This is a genomic window from Acidovorax sp. Root568, assembly GCF_001427445.1.
In the GTDB taxonomy this organism is placed as follows: domain Bacteria; phylum Pseudomonadota; class Gammaproteobacteria; order Burkholderiales; family Burkholderiaceae_C; genus Acidovorax; species Acidovorax delafieldii.
In genome coordinates this window covers 484,453-505,982 of record NZ_LMGP01000010.1, presented here as the reverse complement: position 1 = coordinate 505,982, position 21,530 = coordinate 484,453, and the positions used below count along the sequence as shown (strand labels likewise).

The following is a 21,530-nucleotide window of genomic DNA, read 5'->3' as shown; positions in this document are numbered from 1 at the left end:
CCCCGCTACAAACCAGGACACCCCATGACACAGCACAACCACCTTGAACACTGGCTGGCACAGGAGCGCGACATCCTGGCCACGCTGGATGCAGGCCCCGGCCCGGGCGTGGCCCGCCGCGAGCAGATCGCCCACCTGAACGGCCTGCAGCAGATGCAGGCCATGCTGCGCGGCGAGCTGCCCTACGCGGCCATTGCCAAGACGCTGGACTTCTTGATCGTCGAAGTGGGAGAAGGTACGGCCATCTTCCAGGGCACACCCCGCGCAGAGCACCTGAACCCCATGGGCACGGTGCATGGCGGCTGGTTTGCCACCCTGCTCGACTCCGCGCTGGGCTGTGCCGTGCACACGCGCATGGAGCCCGGGCGCGGCTACACCACGGCCGAGCTGGGCATCAACCTGGTCAAGGCCATCACGCCCAAGGTACAGCGCGTGCGCGCCGAAGGCCGGGTGATCCACAGCGGGCGCCAGCTGGCCACGGCCGAGGCGCGCCTGGTGGGGCCGGACCGCACGCTGTATGCCCACGCCACCACCACCTGCCTGGTTTTCGATCTGCCTGCACAATCGAAGGGATGAAATTCCTCCACACGATGCTGCGCGTTGGCAACCTTCAACGCTCGATTGATTTCTACACCCAGGTGCTGGGCATGCAACTGCTGCGCCAGTCCGAGAACCCCGAGTACAAATACTCGCTGGCCTTTCTGGGCTTCGAGGGCGGCAACCCCGGCCAGGCCGAGATCGAGTTGACCTACAACTGGGGCGTGGAAAGCTACGACATGGGCACGGCGTACGGCCACATCGCGCTGGGCGTGCTCGATGCGTATGCCGCGTGCGAAAAGATCAAGGCCTCGGGCGGCAACGTGACGCGCGAAGCAGGTCCGGTCAAGGGCGGCACCACGGTGATCGCGTTTGTGACCGACCCCGATGGCTACAAGATCGAGTTGATCCAGCGCGCCGAGGGCGCAGGCGGCCAGGGTCTGCGGTAATATTTGCTATCAAATAGATAGCTATTGACGCATATTCCACTAACGCATGCGGCCATTTGGCCCAAAAAAACCCGGCAGCGCCGGGTTTTTTGTTGGAGAAGCAGGCGGCGCTTACAGGGCGCCCAGCGTCACTTCCACGCGGCGGGCTTCGGCGTTGCTGCCGGTCGCGGTGGTTTCTTCTGGCTTCTTCAGCTCCACCTTGTCTTCGGCCACGCCCAGGGCCTTGAGCGCTTCGGCCACGGCCACTGCGCGCTGTTTGGCCAGTTCTGCATTCAGTGCAGCGTCGCCCGTGGCATCGTGGAAGCCGGAAATGACGGCCTTCTTGCCCTCAGCCACACCCTTGACCACGTCGGCCAGGGCTTCGTTGGCACCCACGGCCAGCTCGGCCTTGGCGGTGGCAAAGTAGAACTTCACCACGCCGTTTTCCACGCGCACGCTGGCAATATCTTCTTCCACGGCTACGGCGGGTGCTGCGGGCGTGTTGCTGGCCGCAACGGCGGCAGGCCGGACCGGTGCCTTGGCGCCCAGACGCTTGACCACCACGGTGCCCACCACCACGGAGATCACCAACGCAATCAGTGCAAACAGAAAACCGAGGGCAAAACGTTGTTGGCTATCGTCGTCAGAGCTGGACATGGAAGATCCCTGTAGTGATGAATAAAGTGGTTGGACGGCCAATGCAGGCGTTGCGAAAACAAGGCCCCGGCCGCTTGCAGCAAAGCTTTCGATTGTAGAGTGAAGGCATGACGAATCTGCCCGCCCCACTGCGAGACCCGGCGCCGATGCTGGAGCGTGCCCTCCAGGAATGGGGTGGCCATCAGGACCTGTGGATTTTTGGCTATGGGTCGCTCATCTGGCGACCGGATTTTGACTACGTCGAGCGGCGCCCGGCCAAGGTCCACGGCTGGCACCGGGCGCTCAAGATGTGGAGCCGTATCAACCGCGGCACGCCCGAGTGCCCGGGGCTGGTGTTCGGCATGCTGTCGGGCGGAAGCTGCCGGGGCATGGTGTTTCGCGTGGACAAGGCGTACGCACGGCAGGTGATGATCAACCTGTGGCAGCGCGAGATGGTCACCGCTGTCTACGACCCGCGCTGGCTGGTGTGCCACACGCCCCATGGCCCGGTGCGGGCGCTGGCCTTTACCCTGTCGCGCAAAAGTCCCAACCACACGGGCGAGTTACCCGACCACGAATACTGCCGCATTTTCGAGCAGGCCTGTGGACGCTACGGCACCACCCGCGACTACGCCCAGGCCACCTATGACGAGTTGCGCAAGCACGGCATCCACGACAGGGCTTTGGCTCGGTTGATCGCCTTGGCCCAAAAAGAGGCATAGTGCACTCTTTTGCTGCATACATAGGGTGCTGGCTGGCCGATGGCCCCCTGGCAACTGGTTCAATACCGCGTTCTTTCAACGTATCAAGGAGTTTGAGTCATGAACACTCGTTTTGCTTTTGTGCTTTCATCCGTCGCGTCCTTCGCTCTGGTGGGCTGTGCTGCGTATTCGTCGGGCCCCAGCGCGACCGCAAAACTTGAGCCCACCCGCGGCAACACCGCCGCCGGAACGGTGACCTTTGTGCAATCGGGCGACGTGGTGAAGGTATCGGGCAGCATCAGCGGTCTGAAGCCAGGCGCGGAACATGGCTTCCATGTGCACGAAAAAGGCGACTGCAGCAGCGGTGATGGTATGAGCACTGGCGGCCATTTCAACCCTGGCGGCAAGCCGCATGGCAGCCACGGTGCCGGCGATCACCACACGGGTGATCTACCCAGCCTCAAGGCCGATGCCAACGGTGTTGCCACCTTCAACTTCGAGTCGAAAACCATTCGCGTGGGTTCCACCGACAACAACATCGTCGGCAAGGGCTTGATCGTTCACCGCGACCCCGACGACTACAAGACCCAACCCACCGGCAACGCAGGACCACGCCTGGCTTGCGCGGTGATTGCTTCCAAATAAAGCGGCCTTCGTCGCCGTTACCCGCGCGCCGCCAGCAACTGCGCGGCGCGCTCCAGGTCTTGCACGGTGTCTATGTCGGTCACTGTGCCTTCATCATCCACCTCCACCTGCCGTACCCTGCCCTGCTGCGCCTGCGCGCGCACCACACGGGCGGCGCCCTGCTCGCCGGTCAGCGCCAACAGGCTGGACAAGCATGCGGCCGAAAACCCAACTGGGTGACCGAGCTCGCCCTGGTACACAGGCATAACTACGGTGCAGTCGGCAAGGGCCTCAGCAATGGTGCGCAGGGTGTCAGGACGGATCAGTGGCAAGTCTCCGGGCAAAACCATCCAGCCTGGCGCATCAGCCGTAGCGCCTACCGCAGCGGCAATGGAATCCCCCATGCCTGGGTGGCCTGCATCTTCCACGTGCCATGGTAAACCACTGGCGCGAACAGCTGACAACGTGTGCTGCAGCACAGTTTTACCGGCCAAAGAGGCATGCAACTTGTGAATGCTTCCACCCGATTTTTGGAAGCGCTCGCCCCGGCCGGAAGCGAGAACGAGGACGGTAGGTATGTGCTGGAGCATGGCGGAAGTCAACGTCGCAATCGTACTATTTCATGATGCAACCATGTTCCCATTCCAACATTTTTCGCGCCTGCGGGATGAAACCCTGATGTTCTCCTTCAGTCGATAAAAAGGAGGAATTCCTCGGGCCAGCTCGACGCATTCGCGCGTTAAACAGTGGTTGCCAAAATGTCAATTCACCCGTTTAGCGGATTGACAAAAGTTAGGCCCCTGGATGGAATGCTCCCCGGAATCAGTGACCTGTATGACTGAGCCGGAGAATGTGTTCATGGTACTTCCCTCAACTGTTCGATTTTTCGCCACTTTGCTGGTATTGCTTGCTTGCCTGTACACAGAGGCTCGCGCCCAGCCCGCGGGGCCGGATAACGCTTTGGCGTTTGATGGCGTGGATGACTATGTCAGCATGTCCGTGCCGGCGCCATTTCAAAACCCTGCCAGCAGCGATTTCACAATCTTGACCTGGGTCCGTCTAGGCGGCACTTCCAGCTTCCAGCGAATTCTCTTTGCGCAGCAAAATAGTTCCAACTACGTCTCGATCGCGCGCAATACCGGTGAAACGATCTATGCTTATGTTGTTGCCAACGGCTTGACCCGCTCCGTCGCAACCGTCAACCCCATAGGGGCTTCGGGCAGTTGGGTTCACGTGGCGGTGGTGTGGAAATCTACGGACCAGTCTCTTTCTGTCTTTGTGAACGGGGTGCAGGCTCCGGGAGTTAGCGGAGGATCGAGTTCCACAGGCATCGACGGCCAAATGGCGTTGGGATCGCGTTCAGGGGGAGCGCAATATTTCGCAGGCAGCCTGGACCGGATGGCCATATACAGTTCTGCGCTGTCCGAGACACAGATTCTGCGTGCTGGCACGCAGTGCATTTACCCACCTAGCGCCTCGCATTCCTATTCCTTTGACGCAGGTGCGGCCAATGGTAACAATGTCGGTGTCACCACTTTGACAGATGGCGTAGGCTCAGCACCAGGAACACTCAATAACTTTGCCTTGACCGGCACGGTATCTAATTGGGTCGATTCCAATGTCAGTTCACTGTGTCTTCCTCCCACATACATCGTGGGCGGTTCGGTATCAGGACTTGCCGGTACTGGCTTGAAACTGCAACTCAACGGAGCCAACGACTTATTGATCACCGGCAATGGCGCATTCCAGTTTCCTGCCATGGCAGATGGAGCGAGCTATTCCGTGACTGTGGCATCGCAGCCGACAACGCCAGCACAGTTTTGTTCTGTCATCAATGGATCTGGAACGTTGTCTGGTGGCGATGTTTCCTCGCTGCAAGTGACCTGCGCGACTGCAGCACCCTCGGCTCCACCCACCAACGCCGTGGCGACGCCTGGCAACGCGCAAGCTACAGTTTCTTGGTCGGCCCCCAGCGACGACGGAGGAGCGCCCATTACTGCGTATTTAGTCACCGGATTACCTGGCGGAACATGTTCGGTGAGCGGGGCACCGCCCGCCACAACGTGCAACGTCCCGAATTTAAACAACGGAACGGCCTATACCTTTTCCGTTGTGGCGACCAACGCTGTGGGAAATAGCCAGCCATCTGTGCAGAGCAATTCGGTCACCCCTAGAGCAGACTTGGTTTTTGTAGGCGGCACTTCGGGGACGATTCCTTTGGCTCAAGCTACGGTAGGACAGGTTTATAACGTCCCAATTGGCATTTCTGGCGGCCTCCCGCCGTTTGCGTTCAGTGTCAGCGGTGGCCTGCCCGACGGATTAAGTCTCAATTCGACAACCGGCGTGATCTCAGGCACACCCACTACGGCAGGGACATCGATTTTCTCCGTTACCGTGACCGACAACAGCGCAACACAAACGTTGGCCAGTCAGACTAAGGCCACCATCACCCAAAGTTTTAGCATAGCCGTTGCGGCCCCCGTGGCAACGTCTGTCCCGACATTGGGCCAATGGGCGCTAATGCTCGTTGCTTGCTGCATTGCAACGTTGGGGATGGGGCAAAGCGAAAATGACCGAATGGCTGAACAGTGAGCACGACCTCACGATGCCAACCCCCTGCAGGGTGGTTTGGCTTTGTCGGACGAGTGGTGTCAGGTTCTAGCGGGCCTGTGCAGCCGCTTTGAGCCGAGTACACCCCGAATGCCTACGGTTTTTCAAGTGACGGTTGCGACGGTGCAGTTCAGAACGCGCCACTCGCCACCGTGAAATCCGCATGCTGCGCTGCCAGCCCGTGCAGCATGCTCACCAGCGGCCGCAGGTCATCACGCCGACTGTGCAACGCATAGCCGAGCGACCCCAGCGGCACAGGGCTGGGCAACACCTGCAACACCTCCCTGGCGTGCAGGGCTTGCGCCCAGCCCTCGGGCAGCAGGCCAATGCCGCTGCCCTGTGCCAGCAAGCCCACGATGGCGCCCCAGTGGTTGCACACCAATCTGCGCGCGGGGCATGCATCGGCCTGCCGAAGCCAGTCGTCGATGAGATGGGTCACCCCAGAGCCTTGCGGCAGCGTTACCAGCGGGTGCGACTGCATGGCATCGGCATCCATCTGGCGCAGGCCGCGCGCCACACCAGGGCCCGCACACCAGGCAAAGCGCGCATGCGCCAGCGGCACCGAGGTCAGCGCGCTGCGGCTGGCGGGGCCGGCGATCACGGCCACATCCAGCTCGCCTTTGTCCAACCGCTCTGCCAGGGCTGCACCCACATCCACGTGCACTGACACCTCCAGTGCCGGGTGCGCCGCCGCCAGGGCTTCCACCAGGCGCGGCAGCCAGGTGATCGCCGTCAGCTCGCCCACCCCCAGGCGGCAGGGACCGCGCAGGCCGGCGGTGCTACCCATGTCCTGCTGCAAACTGTCTGCCTGCTGCAGCAACGCGCCCGCCAGGGGCAGCAGTCGCGTGCCCGACTCCGTCAAAGCCGCGCGGTGCCCGGCGCGGTCAAAGAGCAACTGGCCCAGCGATGCCTCCAGTTCGGCGATCCGTTTGGACAGGGAGGACACCGACAGGTGCACCCGCTCCGCCGCCATGGCAAAACTGCTGCAGGTGGCTGCCCAGTAGAAGGCTTCGAGCTGCTTGAGGGTCATGTCGAGAATATATTTTCAATTTGGCGAACAAATAATTAGCAATAAATTCGCTTTCTTGATTATTGCGGTTTCAGGACACTGCTTTCCAGCCCTTGTTTGCTCTTGCCTGGAATCACGCTATGCCCACCCCGTCCACCACGCCCCAACAGCCCGCCACCAATGCCTGGAGCGCCTTCAACGGAACGCATCGCAGTGGCCGCACGGCCCATCTGCTGTCGCTGGACGACTTTGAAGCCGCTGCCCGTCGCGTGCTACCCCGCCCTATCTTTGGCTACGTGGCCGGGGCGGCGGAAGACAACCTGGCCCTGGACGACAACCGCCAGGCGTTCCGAGAGATCGCCCTCGTCCCCCGCGTGCTGCGCAACGTGGCCCAACGCGACCAGGGCGTAACCCTGTTTGGCCAGCGCTACGCCAGCCCCTTCGGGATCGCGCCCATGGGTATCGCGGCGCTATCGGCCTACCGGGGCGACATCGTGCTCGCCCGTGCGGCGGCAGCGGCGGGCATCCCGGCTGTGCAAAGCGGCAGCTCGCTCATCCGGCTGGAAGAAGTGATGGCCGCCGCCCCCGGCACCTGGTTCCAGGCCTACCTGCCCGGCACCCCCGAACGCATCGATGCCTTGCTGTGGCGCGTGATCGCGGCCGGTGTGCAGACGCTGGTAGTGACGGTGGACATCCCCGTGGCGGGCAACCGCCAGAACAACATCCGCGCGGGCTTCTCCACCCCGCTGCGCCCCAGCCTTCGCCTGGCGTGGGACGGCATGGTGCGCCCGCGCTGGCTGGCAGGCACACTGCTGCGCACGCTGGCACACCACGGCATGCCGCATTTTGAAAACTCGTTTGCCGAGCGCGGCGCGCCCATCCTGTCCTCACGTGTACAGCGCGACTTTGCCGCGCGTGACCACTTTGACTGGAGCCACATCGCCCACATCCGCCGCCAGTGGCGCGGCCCGCTGGTGGTCAAGGGCATCCTCAGCCCGCAGGACGCCGCCCTCGCCCGCCAGCACGGGGTGGACGGGATCATCGTCAGCAACCACGGCGGTCGCCAGCTCGATGGCGCCGTGGCCCCGCTGCGAGTGCTGCCCGCCATTGCCGAGCAGGCTGGCAGCGGCATGACCGTAATGTTGGACGGCGGCATCCGCCGGGGCACCGACGTGATCAAGGCCCTGGCGCTGGGCGCGCAGGCAGTGTTTGTGGGGCGGCCCTTCAACTACGCAGCAGCAGTGGACGGCGAGGCAGGCGTTACAGCGGCCATCGATCTATTGCGCGCCGAGGTGGACCGCAACTTGGCAATGCTGGGCGCCACCTCCTGCGCAGCGCTGGGGCCAGAGCATCTCATGGACCGCCGAGCACCGTAGAGGACTGCGGCGCACGCTTCACTGCGGGTGCCTGATCAAGCTGGGGAGCAAAGTGCAATCAGCGCAGTTTGAAATGAAGTGATGGCAGCGCCGCCAACGCTCCTCTGTCGATCACTTCAAAATTCATAGCTGCCAGCGCTTATCCACAAAGCGCTAGTAGCACTTTTCATTCAATAGGGTTGGTCTGCAGCGTCACGGACAGCCTCAGGCTGATTTCGAACTTTCACTCGACCACCATTGGCAGGCAGTTTTTGACCCGAACCGTTCCGTTTGCCGCGCACTATGGAACTGCCATGGGGGGCCCTTCAGTTAAAGTCCTCGCCCCGCGGGTGATTTTTGGCCGCTTCGTGCACCCCAGTGACTGGGTTTGAAAACAAAATCTGCGACTTTGGGTGGCACCAGGGATCCTCTGAACAAATCACCGCGCCGTGCGCATCTGCGGACTCGGGCGGTCTGCCGCGTTGCAAATGCTCGCAATAGCTACGGCTATTGCTGCGCTTTGCGCCTTGCAGCCCATCCCGATCCACAGCGCACACTTACCGCTCGATTCATGCAGAGGATCCCCAGCTGATTCGGCCAAGCAAACTGCAACTCGCGGAGATAAAAAAATATGCTGCTAATCGATATAGCCGTCGAGCACACTTTGGTGTCTAAAAAGGATGGCGTTCGTCAGGCTTTCTTGCTGCATCCTTTCACTGATACACAGCGCGATTCACTGGGCAAATTCGAGCTCGTTCGCGACGTCAGCCAGCCCGGACTCAAAGACGTGAAACGCTCCACCTTCGTATCGTTTCACCAATTGGCGGAGCTGTATGCAAAAGGCCTGCTCGAAGAATTCGGGTTTTCCGTTCGCATGTGTCCGGGTAAAGGCACCTACCCTGCCAAGCTTCCAGCCAAAAAGATACTGCCCACCAGCATCAAGCCAGGCTCTTCGTTCGATCTGGCGGTGCAAAAGGTGGATATTTCCAAACCGGCCACGCGCGAATTGAAAACGGCCTTGCTTCGCACCAACGTCCAAATTTAAGCGTGACGGCGCTGATTGATAAGGGAGCCGATGTGAATCCAACCATTGCGCATGCTGAACTGATTGCCACATTCAAGCGGGCCGAGGCAGATGCCGCTCACAAGTTCGGACTGATCCAAGCGGCTGCGAACAAGGGCCCCAAGGCGATACAAGCCGCCACAGAAACAGCGGCAAAGGCGGCAAAACGCAGGGACTCTTTTGCGAAAAAGCTGGGCGATCTGGGGGTGAATCTAAAGTATTGAACGCCGCCACGCACATGGCGCAACACCCACCATTGGCGACCGCGCACAACAGGCGATGATTGTCAAAACAATCTCCGCAATCTAAAAGCAGAATTGGCCACGGGTCCTGCCCCGATTTGCATGCTTTCCAAGCACGGCAATTGAAGCGTCTTCATTTTCTGGATTACAAAGGTGTTGAGAGAGATCGGATACCGCTGTAGGCTGATTGCGGACATAGGGCGTCCGCACGCGAATGAGTACTTTCGGCTAAGAGCAGACGTTCACCCATTCATTTAGGAGAAGGCATGGAGCGTTGGCAAGTTATGGAGCGTAGAGTTCTTATTGCAGTAGGCATCGTCTTGATCTCTCTCTCTGCCTGGCTTTTGATGGATGGGGAGAGAGCGTTCTTCGCAATACTGCTGGCTCCCATTATTTTCTGGGTCTTCTGGCAGGCGTTCTTTGAAGACAAGTTAGACTCTAACGAGCCTGTCTCTGGTGCAGAGCGCCTTATGTACGTGACATATCTTTGGGCGAGGCGCCTGCTGATTGGGGGCATTGCATTGGTACTTGCCGCGATGGCCTTCAAGTTGGCGCGAGATGGTATGGGTCTCGCGGCGATTCTTCTCCCCGCAGGGCTTTCCCTGTTTGCAGGCTGGGTTTCCATCTTTGGCGCCGGAAGGGCGAAATCGATGTCCGACGATCTGCAAATCCACCGCCAACGTCACAAGCGCTATCGGAAGCCCTAATGTCGGCTTAGGGCCCAAAGCAGCCGGTGGACGAAACTACTCCAAAGCTGCCGGCCAAACCGCGCTGTCTAAGTTGCCCGGTGCCTGCCTACTGGCAAGCTATAGTTTGCTAAGTTGATGCCTGCCGGGTTCGTCGGAAATTTCATACCTGTGCTTTTGAACAGCGCACTGACCGCAAGCCCAATCTGCAAGCTATTTTCAGGAGGAATCAGTGTCCAGAATATCCCGCAGGTTTTGCAGGATACATCACGTTAGACAGCCGCGGATAGATTGCCGTCCACGCCACATTAGCCGTGAGCATCCCCTCTCTTGCCACGCAATTCATTCCCTTCGATTGGCATGACTTTCTCTCGCCTAACTATTTTTCTTGCTGCGCTTCTGATGACCCTGAAGCTGCACGCCTCGTCACCGCCATGCAGGTTCACTTACGGATCAGCTTTTCTGGACACTGTGGCGGAGGGAGACGTTTCACTGGTAGAGGAGCAAGTCAGGCAATTGGGCACTCTCCCTCCTAGCTTGGGGGCGGAAGCTCTAGCGGTCTCGATCAAGCCAATTTCAAGCCGCTGCCAAGAGCAGCATACCAATCAAGCCATGTTCGAGTTGCTTGTGAAACTGGGCGCGGATGTAAATAGGCCTTCCAAAGGCGAGCGTGGCTGGGGAACGAGTCTGATGCATGCTATCGATGCCGGACAGATGGCGGGCATCAAATTGGCGCTTCAGGCGGGCGCTCGGGTCAATGTGGAGTTTGACGAACGAACGCCGCTCATACTCGCTATCCGAGCCCACAATACAACGCTCGTGCGAATGTTGCTGGATCACGGCGCTAGCGCAAATTTCGCTTTGGGCCGGTTCACGCCGCTAGCTGCCGCTGCGCGGCACCCCGGACAGGGAAACGAAGTCCTGAAACTCCTCCTGAAGCATGGGGCCAAGATTTCACGCCACCGCACTTCGCAAAGTGAGCAATTTTCACCGTTGGAGGAGTTGATCTTCTATGACGGTAAACCTGACGATGCTGATGAAGCCGTCGCTCTGCTTCTCAAAGCGGGCGACAAGATAAATGGTGACGGTCGCGACTCGTACGTCACGCCGCTATCCGTTGCCATGGATTCTTCGTCGACAAAACTGGCTATTGTGGAAGCGCTGCTTCGCAGAGGAGCAAACCCCAATGGGAGCGCGCTGTACCGCCTAGCTACCCGACGGGACTATGAAAACATCGAACTCAAGCGCAAGCAGCTACTCGGCGTGCTGTACCAATATGGGGCTCGCGCGGAAAAGGCGAAGATCGCGGGCTATCCCCCGATAAGAGAGTTTGTGCTGATGAACCACAATGATGACGTAGGCCAAGCGTTTCTACGTGAACTCGATGCGATCACAGTCGAATATCGATTGCGCGAAAACTCCGCGTCAATACGTCGGTAGAACATGGTGCATGCCTAACTGTTCGTTGCAGCCGACCGCCTTCGGCGTCGACTGAATTTCGACGTTGAGCGTCCGCTTTCGCTAGCCGCCACCGACTGCTTCTGGCCGAATTCTGCCCGACGGCGAAGGACGCTATCAGGCCCACGGCAGACACCAAAGCACCTCCAGATAGTGAGAACTAGATTGCAATTCAATCGTGCTGCTCTCTATGGCCCGTCCTAACGCAACTGATCAAGTTGTTCGCGCATTTCTCGAAGCTCACGGATGGCCTCTGCTATGGAGCGAGAAGAGTTGGGTGCCCCCTTGCCATAGAACTTGTTTTGGGTCTCTTCATACGCGGCAAGCAAGGTGTGAATCTCCGCGCACAGCAACTTAACTCCTTGACCCGTCGCCCCTACTTCGATGTCACACATAGCGGCGGCCAAGACTTTATCCAAGTGATGTAGATATCCCGCTCCTAAAACAATCGAGGGGCCATCCTGGCCGCGAATCGAGACGATTGCACCATCCTCGCCCTGATCTAGTACTGCGAGTTCTTCATATTGCTGCAGCATTGAAACCTCCTTGATCCACGACCCGCGAGCATTACGTGAAATGAGTCGTCTGAGCGACAGCTCCTGGCCGAAAGCTGCGTGCCAAAACACAACCAGAGCAATGCTATGGTCGGACACCGACCTGAAGCAGATGGATGGGTCGTAAAAAAAGCGCCGGGCTTTCCCAAACCCGGCGCTCTTATTCCAACAAGCTTTATCAAGCCAGCTTGAACGGCAGCTCGCGTGGCGTCTTGCCCGTGATCTGCGCGATGGCATTGGCAAACGCCGGTGCCAGCGGTGGCAGGCCAGGTTCGCCCATGCCCTTCGGCGGATCGGCGCTGGGCACGATGTGCACCGTCACCTGCGGCATGTCGGTGATGCGGGGCACGGCGTAGTCGCCGAAGTTGCTCTGCTCCACCACACCGTCCTTGAGCGTGATGGCTGCGCCGGGCAGGCAGGTGCCCAGGCCCATCAGCGCGGCGCCTTGTACCTGGGCTTCCACGCTTTTGGGGTTGACCACCAGGTTGCAATGCACGCCGGCCGTGATGCTGTGCAGCTTGGGCGTGCCGTCTTTGACGGAGGCCTCGACCACATAGGCCACCACCGACTCGAACGACTCGTGCACCGCCACGCCCCAGGCGCGGCCGGCGGCCAGCTTCTTCTTGCCGTAGCCCGACTGGGCGACGGCCAGCTGCAGCGCCGCCTTGTGGCGCGGGTGCTTGTCGCCCATCAGGGCCAGGCGGTACGCCACAGGGTCCTGCTTGGTGGTACGGGCCACTTCGTCGATCAGAGTCTCCATGGCGTAGGCCGTGTGGGTAGAACCCACGCTACGCCACCACAGCACCGGCACGTTCACGTCCGGGTGGTGCACCGACAGCTTCATGGGCACGTCGTAGGGCTCTTTCATGCCTTCGATGGCCGTGGCGTCAATGCCGTTCTTGATCATGAAGGCCTCGAACGGCGAGCCCTTGGTGATGGACTGGCCGACGATGGTGTGGTCCCACGCCAGGATCTTGCCCTTGGCGTCAAAGCCGATCTCGGCGCGGTGCACGTGCATGGGGCGGTAGAAGCCGCCCTTGATGTCGTCTTCGCGGCTCCACAGCGTGCGCACGGGCGCGTTGATACCGACGGTGTGGGCCGCCTTGGCCACGCCGCAGGCCTCCACCACGTAGTCGCTGGTGGGGATGGCGCGGCGGCCAAAGCCGCCACCGGCCATCTGCGTGTTGACCTTCACGTTCTGCGGCTGCAGGCCCAGTGTCTTGGCGGCGGCCATCGCGTCCAGGCCGGGCATCTGGGTGCCCATCCACAGTTCGGCCTTGTCGCCGTCCAGCTTCACGGTGCAGTTGAGCGGCTCCATGGGCGCGTGCGCCAGGTACGGGAAGACGAACTCGGCACTGATCTTGTGGGGTGCGCCCGCCAGCGGCGCCATGTCGGCCTGCATGGCCACATTGCCTGGCTTGGCGGCCAGTTCGCGGTACTGCGCCAGCAGCGCGGCGGTGTCGGGCTTGGTGACCGCGCTGGTGTCCCACTCCACCTTGAGGGCGTCGCGCCCCTGCTTGGCGGGCCAGTAGCCGTCGGCCACGATGGCAACGCCCTCGCCGCCCCGGTCGGTGGGCACGCGAAGCACGGCCTTCACGCCCTTGATGGCTTTGGCGGCGCTGTCGTCCAGGGACTTCACCTTGGCGCCAAACACGGGCGGGCGGGCCACCACGGCCGTCAACATGCCGGGCAGGCGCACGTCAATGCCGTAGTCCTGCTGGCCGCTCGACTTGGCCTTGGCATCCAGGCGCCCGGTGGGCTTGCCGATCAGGCGGAATTGCTTGGGGTCCTTGAGTGCGACCTTTTCAGGCACGGGCTGCTTCATGGCGGCTTCGGCCAGTGCACCGTAGCCCAGCTTCTTGCCACCGGGGCCGACCACAAAGCCGTTGCTGGTGCGCAGGGCCGACGCGTCCACGCCCCACTGGGCGGCCGCCGCCGAAACCAGCATGGCCCGGGTGCGCGCGCCCAGCTCGCGGTACTGGGTATACGAGTTCTTGATGGAGTTGGAGCCACCGGTGAGGTGCATTCCAAATGCGGGGTCGGCGTAGGCCGGGTTGGCGTCGCCGTGCACGCTGCGCACCTTGCTCCAGTCGGCATCCAGCTCCTCGGCCAGGATCATGGGCAGGCCGGTTTGCACGCCCTGGCCAAAGTCCAGGCGATTGATGGTGACGGTGACGGTGCCATCGGCATCGATGCGCACAAAGGCAGAGGGCTGTTCGTGCGGCTTGAGGCCAGCGGGGGCCGCAGAGGCTGCGCCCTGAGCAGCAGACACCAGGGGAAACGCGCCCAGCGCAAAGCCCGAGGCAGCCGACACCTTGAGGAAGGTGCGGCGAGCCACACCTTCCGACGCATCAAAAGCTCCTGAATTCATAGCGCCCTGCGCTTTATCCACTATCGCTTGGAGGTGTTTTGGCATGAAATGTTGTGCCTGGCCCTGCAGGGCATGGGGTTCGAAGTGCATGGAGGTCTCCTTCAATCAGGCCAGGGTCTTGGCAGCGTCGTGGATGGCGGCGCGGATGCGCACGTAGGTGCCGCAGCGGCACACGTTGCCGGCCATGGCAGCGTCGATGTCGGCGTCGGAGGGCTTCTTCTTGCCCTTGAGCAGCGCGGTGGCGCTCATGATCTGGCCGCTCTGGCAGTAGCCGCACTGGGCCACGTCGTGCTTGACCCAGGCGGCGTGCACGGCCTTGCCCACCTTGTCGTCGGCGGCAATGGCTTCAATGGTGGTGATCTTCTGGCCTGCCGCCGCCGAGATGGGCGTGATGCAGGACCGCACCGGCGCGCCGTTCAGGTGCACGGTGCACGCACCGCACAGCGCCTGGCCGCAGCCAAACTTGGTGCCGGTCATGCCCAGCGTGTCGCGCAGGGCCCAGAGGATGGGGGTGGATTCGTCGGCATCCACGGCCGTGTCTTTGCCGTTGATATTGAGGGTGGGCATCGTGGGACTCCTTGGGATGAAGGTCAGCGCTCAAAAGCACAGCGCAATCGGTAGGGCGGCGCGGGCAGACATCAAGCCGCTTTGTTGTTTTAAGAGAATAACTATTCGATTAAACCGCAAAATTCGAGTTTCTGCAGCAGCACGATTTACGCCTTGATGGCGTCCCAGCACAGGCCAAACGCCATTTGGTGCACAGCCTCGTCATCGGGCAGCACCTGGGTGCGGATCAGGTTGCCGGTCTCGCGCACCGAGCCCACCAGGCTGGCCGTGAGCAGCGGAATGGGCACGGCCTTGAGGATCTCCTGCTGCTGGCCTTCTTCCATCAGCGCAAAAAAGCCCGCCATCAGCCGGGTCGAAAATTCGCGGTTGCCCTGGGTGAACCAGGGCGAGTTGTAGTACTGCTCCTGGAACACCACCTCGGCGTATTGGTCCAGCCGATGGCGCAGCAGATTACCCCAGGCGCGGCGCACCCGTGCGCGGTAGGGCATGCCAGGTTCTATCCCACTCATGATGCGCGCGGCCGTCACGGTCTTGGCATCCTGGTACAGCTGGCTGATCAGTTCGTCCTTGGACGGGTAGTACACGTACAGCGTGCTCGTGGCCACACCCGCTGCCCGGGCAATGTCGGCCAGGGTCAGGCCGCTCAGGCCGCGCTGGGCCACCAGTTCAAAGGTGGCCTGGGCAATGGCGCGCTGTTTCTCGTCATCTTTGGGTTTCATCGGAACCAGGAATATAAACGAACACAAATTCGACCACTATCAAAACCCACTGCACATGTCCTGGCGCAAAGCGACATCGTACGGGGGATGCACAATCGTGGCCATGACCACGAACTCCATCGCCGACCTCCGCAAGAGCTACGAGCGCGCTGAACTCAACGAAGACGCCTCGCACGCCGCCCCCCTGCAGCAGTTTGACCAGTGGCTCAAAGAAGCCATCAGCGCCCAGGTGCCCGAGCCCAACGCCATGACCCTGGCCACCGTGGGCAGCGACCTGCGACCCAGCACACGCATCGTGCTCATCAAGGGTTATGACGAGCGCGGCATTGTCTGGTTTACCAACTACGACAGCCGCAAGGGCCGCCAGATTGCGGGCAACCCGTTTGCAGCGCTGCAGTTTCACTGGGTGGAGCTGGAGCGTGTGGTGCGTATCGAAGGCGTGGTGGAGAAGGTCAGCGACGAGGAAAGCGACGAATACTTCAGCAGCCGCCCCCTGGATTCGCGCATCGGCGCCTGGGCCAGCCCCCAAAGCCAGGTCATTGCAGGCCGCAGCGTGCTGGTGGCCAACGCGGCCAAATACGGGGCGCAATTCATGCTTAAGCCACCCCGCCCTCCACACTGGGGCGGCTACCGCCTCAAGCCCGACCAGTGGGAGTTCTGGCAGGGGCGCAAGAGCCGCCTGCATGACCGGCTGCGCTACCGGCTGGACGCGGGCGAATGGGTGCGGGAGCGGCTGGCGCCCTGACCTGAACTAGGGTCCTGGGCCGTTAGCTCAGCCCGCCACCCAGCGCGTCACAGCCACAATCACCACTGGCATCGTCACCAGCCCCAGCGCGGTAGACACCGCCACGCTGGCGGTCACCTCTTCTTCTGCCACGCGGTAGCGCTGGGAGAACAAGAAAACGTTGGCTCCCACGGGCAGCGATGCTGCCACGATCATCACGGCCAGCGGCATGCCCGACAGGCCCAGCGCCCAGCCCATGCTGGCCAGCACCAGCGGGTGCACCACACATTTCACCAGCGCAATGCGCAGCGCAGCCTTGAACTGGTGGCCAACCTTGGTGAACGCCAGCGTCACCCCCACCAGCAGCAGCGCAATCGGCCCCAGCGCCTGGCCCAGCAGCTGCAGGGGCTTGCCCACCACCTCGGGCACCACCAGTCCCGTTTGTGCAAACAGCAGACCCGCAATGATGGGCAGCGGCACGGGGTGCACGATGCCGTTGCGGATGGCCTGCAGCACGGTGCGCCACATGGGCTGCTGCACGCCGCCCGGGCGCCCGGCGTGTTCGCGCGCGGCCGCCAGTTCGAACACCACCGTGGCCGCAGTCAGCAGGATGAGCGAATGCACCGAGATCAGGGTGAACAGCGTGACCAGCCCCGCATCGCCAAACACCAGGCCCACCAGCGGCACGCCGATCATCAGCGTGTTGCTGAAGGTGTTGGCCAGCGCCCGGGCGGCGCCCAGCGTGTTGAAGCCCTGCACCGCCAGCGTGGCGGCGTAGACCACGCCAAACGCCACAAAGTAGATGCCCACGGGGCCGAAGTTGAGGTCTTCGATGTGCACCGTGCTCATGGTGCGAAACAGCAGCGCGGGCGTGAGCACCATGAACACCAGGTTGGCCAGGTCCTTGACGGACTCGGCACGAATCCAGCCACGCCGCCCCACATAAAAGCCGATGGCGATGAACAGGATGACGGGGATCAGCGAGGTGAAGACAGGAGAGTTCACGGAGAAAAGCGCGCCAGGTCGGCAAAGGTGGGCGCCGATTGTCTCCCATGATCCCTGCCGACTCGGCGTGCTGCGCCCACCGCACACCCGCGTTTTGCTACATATTCAATAGCTATTAGCGCATATTCCAGTAGCGCTTGACGCCGATTTCATTCAATTCCCCGGCCTGGGCCCGCTGGGGGCGTATCTGCCGCGGCGCGGGGCGCATCCTCCGACAGCAGGGCCAGCAGCCCTTGCAGCCCCTCCACCCGGTGGTCGGCCAGAGGCCAGGGTTCGACCCCCGGCCGCACCGTCTGGACGGTGGTGGCCCCCAGGGCGCGCCCGGCCGACAGTTCGGACAAGGGGTTGTCGCCCACCACCAGCATCTGGCGGGGCGCGCAGCCCTCGCGGGCCAGGATCTGCTCAAAAATGGCCTGCTTGCCATGCGCGGCGTCGGTGGGTGGTGCGTCAATCGCGTCGATGAGCACCTGTTCGAACCACGGGCGGATTCCCAGCGCATCGATCTTGCTGTCCTGCAGGCGCCGAAAGCCGCTGGTGACCAGGTAGCGCCGCAGCGGGATGCGGGGCAGCAGTTCGATGTCGGCGTAGCCTCGCAACGGCGCCTTCGCCTCCATCTGGCTGAACTGCTGCCACCCCGCCGCGCGCATCGCGGGCGTGAAATGGTGGCGCTCAGCCACCAGGTCGAACGCGGTGAACCAGCAGGCCTGCAGCGCTTGCTCAAGGGCGTCCGGGCTCAACGCGCCCTGGTTGGCTTGCCGCACAGCCTCGAAAGCGGGCTCGAACAAGGGCCCCACCGCCCGGGCATCCATCAGGCAGTTGTCCAGATCAAAAACAGCAACGGTGTAGTCCAAGGGCATCGCTCATCAAAAAAGTATCAGTGAACGGCGTGGCGCGTGACGGGCAAACGCCGCCCGCCTCATCCGGCCACGACGGACACCCCGTGGTCTGCCAGCGTCAGGCTGACCGGGGCCCCCACATCCAGCGGCAACTCCACCAGGGGCGACACCACAAAAATGGCGCCCAGGGCGCTGGCAAAGGTGTATTCCATGACGCTGCCCAGATAGGTGCAGCGGGTGACCCGCGCGGCCAGGCCCGCCGATGTGGCCGGGCCGATCACCCAGGCCTCAGGCCGCACGGCGATCTTGACCGGGCCTGCGGACAGTGCGGCGGGTGACGGCACACGCAGCGGGCCCAGCTGCGCATACCCGGTGGCTGCATTGCTGCCCGGGCTGGGCGCGTGGTTCTGGGCCGCGAACAGCATGGCCTCGCCCATGAAGCCGGCCACAAACTCGGAGGTCGGTTGCTCGTACAGCGCGCTGGGCACGCCGCTTTGGGCGATGGCGCCCCGGTCCATCACCACGATCTGGTCGCTGACGGCCAGGGCCTCGGACTGGTCGTGGGTGACATAGGCCACGGTGAGCTTCAGGCGCTGTTGCAGGGCCCGGATTTCCTCGCGCATGGAACGGCGCAGGCGGGCGTCCAGGTTGGACAGGGGTTCGTCAAACAGCAGCACGGCAGGCTCCAGCGCCAGCGCGCGGGCCAGGGCCACGCGCTGCTGCTGCCCGCCCGACAGCTCGTGCGGCCTGCGCTGGTCCAGGCCGTGCAGGCCCACGGTGTCGAGCATGGCACGCGCCTTGTCGCGCACCTGCTGTTTGCCCAGGCCCGACAAATGCAGGCCGTAGACCACGTTGTCGAAGACATTCATGTGCGGAAACAGCGCGTAGTTCTGGAACACCAGGCTCACGTTGCGCTGCGCCGGGCCGAGGGGGGTCACGTCCTGCCCGTCGATGAAGATGCGGCCCGATGTGGGAGATTCGAGCCCGGCAATCAGGCGCAGCGTGGTCGTCTTGCCGCAGCCCGACGGCCCAAGGATGGTGGTGAGCGTGCCGCGCGGCACGCTGAAGCTGATGTGGTCCACCACCAGCGGGGCGCCGGGTGACGAGCCGTACCGCTTGCTGACATCCCGGAACTCGATGCCATGCGCGGCAGGTGTCTCAGAGGGGGCCGTCACGGGCATCTCACTCTTCCCAGGCCACCACGGCATCCACGCCGATGACATGCCCCGCGTCCATGCGGTTGAACAGCGTGACCTGGGCGCCCATCGCCTCGGCAATCTGCCGGCAGATGGACAACCCCAGCCCCACCCCGCCCTTCCCCGCCGAAAACGGCTGGAACAGTCGCTGCCGCACGGCGTCGTCGATGCCGGGGCCCTCGTCCCACACCAGCACCTCGCGCCGCCCGGTGCTGTCGCGCAGCAGCACACCCAGCCGCCCATGGGTGGGCGTGTGGTGGATGGCGTTGGCCAGCAGGTTGCGCATCAGCTCGCCCAGCAGCGCTGCGTCGCCGGGTGCCCACAGCGTGTCAGGGCCCTCCAGCGCAAAGTCGAGCCGTTTGGCCGCAATCAGCGGTGCCAGCTCCATCACGGCCTCGCGGGCAATCGCGTTCAGGTCCACGATGGGCAGCTCGCCCATGCGCTTGAGCTGCTCCACCTTGCTCAGGCTAAGCAACTGGTTGGCCAGGCCCGAGGCGCGGTCCACGGTATGCAGCATCTGCTGCAGCGCATCGCCCACCAGCATGTCACCCGCCATGGCGGCCTGCAGCTGGGTGCGCAGCACGGCCATGGGGGTGCGCAGCTGGTGGGTGGCATCCGCCAGAAAGCGCCGCTGCTCCTCGATCCAGCGGCTCTGACTGTGTTGGAGCTCGGCAAAATGCTGCACGGCCGGAGCGAGTTCCGACGGGCCTTCGTAGATGCGGCCTGCGGTGCCCACAACGTCGCCGCTGGGCGGCCGCATCAGCGACACATCCGCATGCCGCAACCAGCCCGATGCCGCCCGCGCCAGCAGCACCGCCACGGCGGTCATCGCCAGCGCCGGCAGAACCACCCACCACAGGCCCGAGCCACCGCCCAGCAGGCGGCGCGCACCCGGCAGGCGCTCACCCAGGGGGCGTGCCGCCTGGCGCACCACGGGCGCAGCCACGGCTTGCCCCTCCTTCACCCCGGTGGGCTGGTACAGGGTCACGGCCACCCGCACGAGTTGGTCCCCGACCTGCGCCAGGTAGAAGTGCACGGCACCGGGGTCACGCACCACCTCGGTGGGAGGCACGCGCGGCAGATCGGCGCTGCCAGCCAGGCGTTCGCCGTCCAGATTGCTCTCGCGGTACCAGACACCGGGCACTGGTTGGGCAGGCAGGGATGCGGCAGGCTCTGCTGACAGATCTGCAGGCCAGTGCGCCAGCGCCTGGCGCAGGGCCTCATCTTGCGCGGTGGCGTCATGCTGCGCCTGATAGGCCCATTGCACCACGCAGATCAAGGCCACCAGCCCCCACAGCGGCGCCAGCCAGCCCACCAGCAGCACCCGCTGCAATGAGCCGCCCCGCGGCCGCCAGGGCCGCCGCTGCCACCACCGCAGCGTCACCGGGCCACCCCGCCCTTATCGGACTTGTCGGCTTTGTCCGTCTTGTGGGCGGCCATGCTGTCGGCATCGCACAGCAGGTAGCCCACGCCGCGCAAGGTCACGATCTCGGCGTTGGTGCCCACCAGCTTCTTGCGCAGCCTGTGCACCACCACTTCCACCGCGTCGGCTTGCACCTGCTCGTCCGTGTTGGCAAACACCTGGGTGCGCAGCTCTTCCTTGCTGACCACACGGTCCACGCGCGACATCAGTAGCCGCAGCAGCTCGGACTCCCGCTGCGACAGCTCCAGCGGCAAGGCATCGTTGTAGAACACACCACTGCCCGGCTCGCGGTACAGCGCCCCGCAGCGCAACTGCCCGTCGCGCCCCACGCGGCGCGTCAGGGCCCGCAGCCGCGCCACCAGCTCATCCAGGTCAAAGGGCTTGGCCAGGTAGTCATCGGCCCCGGCCTCCAGTCCTGCCACCCGGTCCGTGACGGCAGCGCGGGCGGTCAACGCCAGTACCGGTGTGGTGCTGCCGCCATCGCGCAGGCGCCGCAGCACCTCCAGCCCGTCCAGGCCCGGCAGCGACAGGTCGAGTGTGATCACGTCAAACGCGGTGCGCCGCGCAGCCGCCAGGGCCTCCTTGCCATCGGCGCAGCACAACACCTCGAACCCACGGGCAACCAGACTGCGGCTCAGGGCCCCGGCCAGATCAAAATCGTCTTCGACCAACAGCAGTTTCATCCCCCGATCATGCCGCCTGTGGCGGGCTGGGGCCACTGTGCTTCTACGGACAGGCGATGAAAGCGAAGCGAAAGGCGGTGCACACCCCTCCACGGCTGTGCGC

General features: G+C 63.0%; 23 protein-coding genes. 11 read left to right on the top strand and 12 right to left on the bottom strand.

Features of this window, described 5'->3' with window-relative positions; all coding sequences use genetic code 11:
• The first annotated feature begins 24 nt into the window (after positions 1–24).
• Positions 25–576 carry a PaaI family thioesterase gene (locus ASD75_RS08900; RefSeq protein WP_056744866.1) on the top strand — a complete coding sequence of 184 codons (552 nt, stop codon included), beginning with the start codon at positions 25–27 and terminating at the stop codon, positions 574–576.
• Positions 573–986: a lactoylglutathione lyase gene (gloA, locus tag ASD75_RS08895; protein WP_056744863.1), complete on the top strand. Its 414-nt coding sequence runs from the start codon at positions 573–575 to the stop codon at positions 984–986. Before ASD75_RS08900 ends, gloA begins: the two co-directional genes overlap by 4 nt.
• Before the next feature lie 111 nt (positions 987–1,097).
• On the opposite strand, the gene ASD75_RS08890 is transcribed toward gloA, so the two are convergent.
• The gene (locus ASD75_RS08890) at positions 1,098–1,622 is read right to left on the bottom strand and encodes an OmpA family protein (RefSeq protein ID WP_056744861.1); all 525 of its coding nucleotides are present in this window, start codon (positions 1,620–1,622) and stop codon (positions 1,098–1,100) included.
• 107 nt (positions 1,623–1,729) lie between these two features.
• On the opposite strand from ASD75_RS08890, the gene ASD75_RS08885 reads away from it, so the two are divergent.
• The gene (locus tag ASD75_RS08885; RefSeq protein ID WP_056744859.1) at positions 1,730–2,323 is read left to right on the top strand and encodes a gamma-glutamylcyclotransferase; all 594 of its coding nucleotides are present in this window, start codon (positions 1,730–1,732) and stop codon (positions 2,321–2,323) included.
• A gap of 99 nt (positions 2,324–2,422) precedes the next feature.
• Positions 2,423–2,947 (top strand): superoxide dismutase family protein, encoded by a 525-nt coding sequence (locus ASD75_RS08880; RefSeq protein WP_056744856.1) that lies wholly within the window; start codon positions 2,423–2,425, stop codon positions 2,945–2,947.
• Positions 2,948–2,964: 17 nt separating this feature from the next.
• On the opposite strand, the gene ASD75_RS08875 is transcribed toward ASD75_RS08880, so the two are convergent.
• A complete protein-coding gene (locus ASD75_RS08875) occupies positions 2,965–3,516 on the bottom strand; it encodes an NTP transferase domain-containing protein (RefSeq protein ID WP_056744854.1) in 552 nt (183 codons plus the stop codon).
• Between the two features lie 244 nt (positions 3,517–3,760).
• Here ASD75_RS08875 and ASD75_RS23270 point away from each other — a divergent pair, with 244 nt between their 5' ends.
• On the top strand, positions 3,761–5,518 hold the full coding sequence (locus ASD75_RS23270; protein ID WP_162251089.1) for a LamG-like jellyroll fold domain-containing protein: 1,758 nt from the start codon (positions 3,761–3,763) through the stop codon (positions 5,516–5,518).
• Positions 5,519–5,666: 148 nt separating this feature from the next.
• On the opposite strand, the gene ASD75_RS08870 is transcribed toward ASD75_RS23270, so the two are convergent.
• A complete protein-coding gene (locus tag ASD75_RS08870; RefSeq protein ID WP_056744852.1) occupies positions 5,667–6,566 on the bottom strand; it encodes a LysR family transcriptional regulator in 900 nt (299 codons plus the stop codon).
• Positions 6,567–6,685: 119 nt separating this feature from the next.
• Between ASD75_RS08870 and ASD75_RS08865 the strand changes: the two genes are divergently transcribed.
• The 5 genes from ASD75_RS08865 (at position 6,686) to ASD75_RS08845 (ending at position 11,331) form a co-directional block, all read left to right on the top strand.
• A complete protein-coding gene (locus ASD75_RS08865; RefSeq protein WP_082564948.1) occupies positions 6,686–7,921 on the top strand; it encodes an alpha-hydroxy acid oxidase in 1,236 nt (411 codons plus the stop codon).
• 610 nt (positions 7,922–8,531) lie between these two features.
• A complete protein-coding gene (locus ASD75_RS08860) occupies positions 8,532–8,945 on the top strand; it encodes a hypothetical protein (RefSeq protein ID WP_056744850.1) in 414 nt (137 codons plus the stop codon).
• Positions 8,946–8,947: 2 nt separating this feature from the next.
• Positions 8,948–9,187, top strand: coding sequence for a hypothetical protein (locus tag ASD75_RS08855; protein ID WP_353937056.1), 240 nt, complete (start codon positions 8,948–8,950; stop codon positions 9,185–9,187).
• 284 nt (positions 9,188–9,471) lie between these two features.
• Complete coding sequence (locus ASD75_RS08850) at positions 9,472–9,912, top strand: hypothetical protein (RefSeq protein ID WP_056744848.1); 441 nt, start codon at positions 9,472–9,474, stop codon at positions 9,910–9,912.
• A gap of 591 nt (positions 9,913–10,503) precedes the next feature.
• A complete protein-coding gene (locus ASD75_RS08845) occupies positions 10,504–11,331 on the top strand; it encodes an ankyrin repeat domain-containing protein (RefSeq protein WP_162251088.1) in 828 nt (275 codons plus the stop codon).
• 218 nt (positions 11,332–11,549) lie between these two features.
• Here ASD75_RS08845 and ASD75_RS08840 read toward each other — a convergent pair whose 3' ends face one another.
• The 4 genes from ASD75_RS08840 to ASD75_RS08825 all read right to left on the bottom strand — a co-directional run bounded on the left by ASD75_RS08840 (position 11,550) and on the right by ASD75_RS08825 (position 15,560).
• A complete protein-coding gene (locus tag ASD75_RS08840; protein WP_056744843.1) occupies positions 11,550–11,885 on the bottom strand; it encodes a hypothetical protein in 336 nt (111 codons plus the stop codon).
• 196 nt (positions 11,886–12,081) lie between these two features.
• Complete coding sequence (locus ASD75_RS08835) at positions 12,082–14,274, bottom strand: molybdopterin cofactor-binding domain-containing protein (protein ID WP_369817470.1); 2,193 nt, start codon at positions 14,272–14,274, stop codon at positions 12,082–12,084.
• Positions 14,275–14,379: 105 nt separating this feature from the next.
• The gene (locus tag ASD75_RS08830) at positions 14,380–14,841 is read right to left on the bottom strand and encodes a (2Fe-2S)-binding protein (RefSeq protein ID WP_056744839.1); all 462 of its coding nucleotides are present in this window, start codon (positions 14,839–14,841) and stop codon (positions 14,380–14,382) included.
• Between the two features lie 146 nt (positions 14,842–14,987).
• Positions 14,988–15,560 carry a TetR/AcrR family transcriptional regulator gene (locus ASD75_RS08825; RefSeq protein WP_056744837.1) on the bottom strand — a complete coding sequence of 191 codons (573 nt, stop codon included), beginning with the start codon at positions 15,558–15,560 and terminating at the stop codon, positions 14,988–14,990.
• Between the two features lie 103 nt (positions 15,561–15,663).
• On the opposite strand from ASD75_RS08825, the gene pdxH reads away from it, so the two are divergent.
• A complete protein-coding gene (gene pdxH, locus ASD75_RS08820; protein ID WP_056744835.1) occupies positions 15,664–16,305 on the top strand; it encodes a pyridoxamine 5'-phosphate oxidase in 642 nt (213 codons plus the stop codon).
• A gap of 27 nt (positions 16,306–16,332) precedes the next feature.
• Here pdxH and ASD75_RS08815 read toward each other — a convergent pair whose 3' ends face one another.
• From ASD75_RS08815 to ASD75_RS08795, 5 genes are all read right to left on the bottom strand, one after another.
• Complete coding sequence (locus ASD75_RS08815; RefSeq protein ID WP_056744833.1) at positions 16,333–17,289, bottom strand: AEC family transporter; 957 nt, start codon at positions 17,287–17,289, stop codon at positions 16,333–16,335.
• A gap of 149 nt (positions 17,290–17,438) precedes the next feature.
• On the bottom strand, positions 17,439–18,146 hold the full coding sequence (locus tag ASD75_RS08810) for an HAD family hydrolase (RefSeq protein WP_056744831.1): 708 nt from the start codon (positions 18,144–18,146) through the stop codon (positions 17,439–17,441).
• Positions 18,147–18,205: 59 nt separating this feature from the next.
• Positions 18,206–19,306, bottom strand: a complete 1,101-nt coding sequence (locus tag ASD75_RS08805; protein ID WP_056744829.1) for an ABC transporter ATP-binding protein — start codon at positions 19,304–19,306, stop codon at positions 18,206–18,208.
• Between the two features lies 1 nt (position 19,307).
• A complete protein-coding gene (locus ASD75_RS08800) occupies positions 19,308–20,645 on the bottom strand; it encodes an ATP-binding protein (protein ID WP_235511589.1) in 1,338 nt (445 codons plus the stop codon).
• A 56-nt stretch (positions 20,646–20,701) separates the two neighbouring features.
• Positions 20,702–21,427 carry a response regulator transcription factor gene (locus tag ASD75_RS08795; protein WP_056744825.1) on the bottom strand — a complete coding sequence of 242 codons (726 nt, stop codon included), beginning with the start codon at positions 21,425–21,427 and terminating at the stop codon, positions 20,702–20,704.
• Positions 21,428–21,530: the final 103 nt, after the last annotated feature.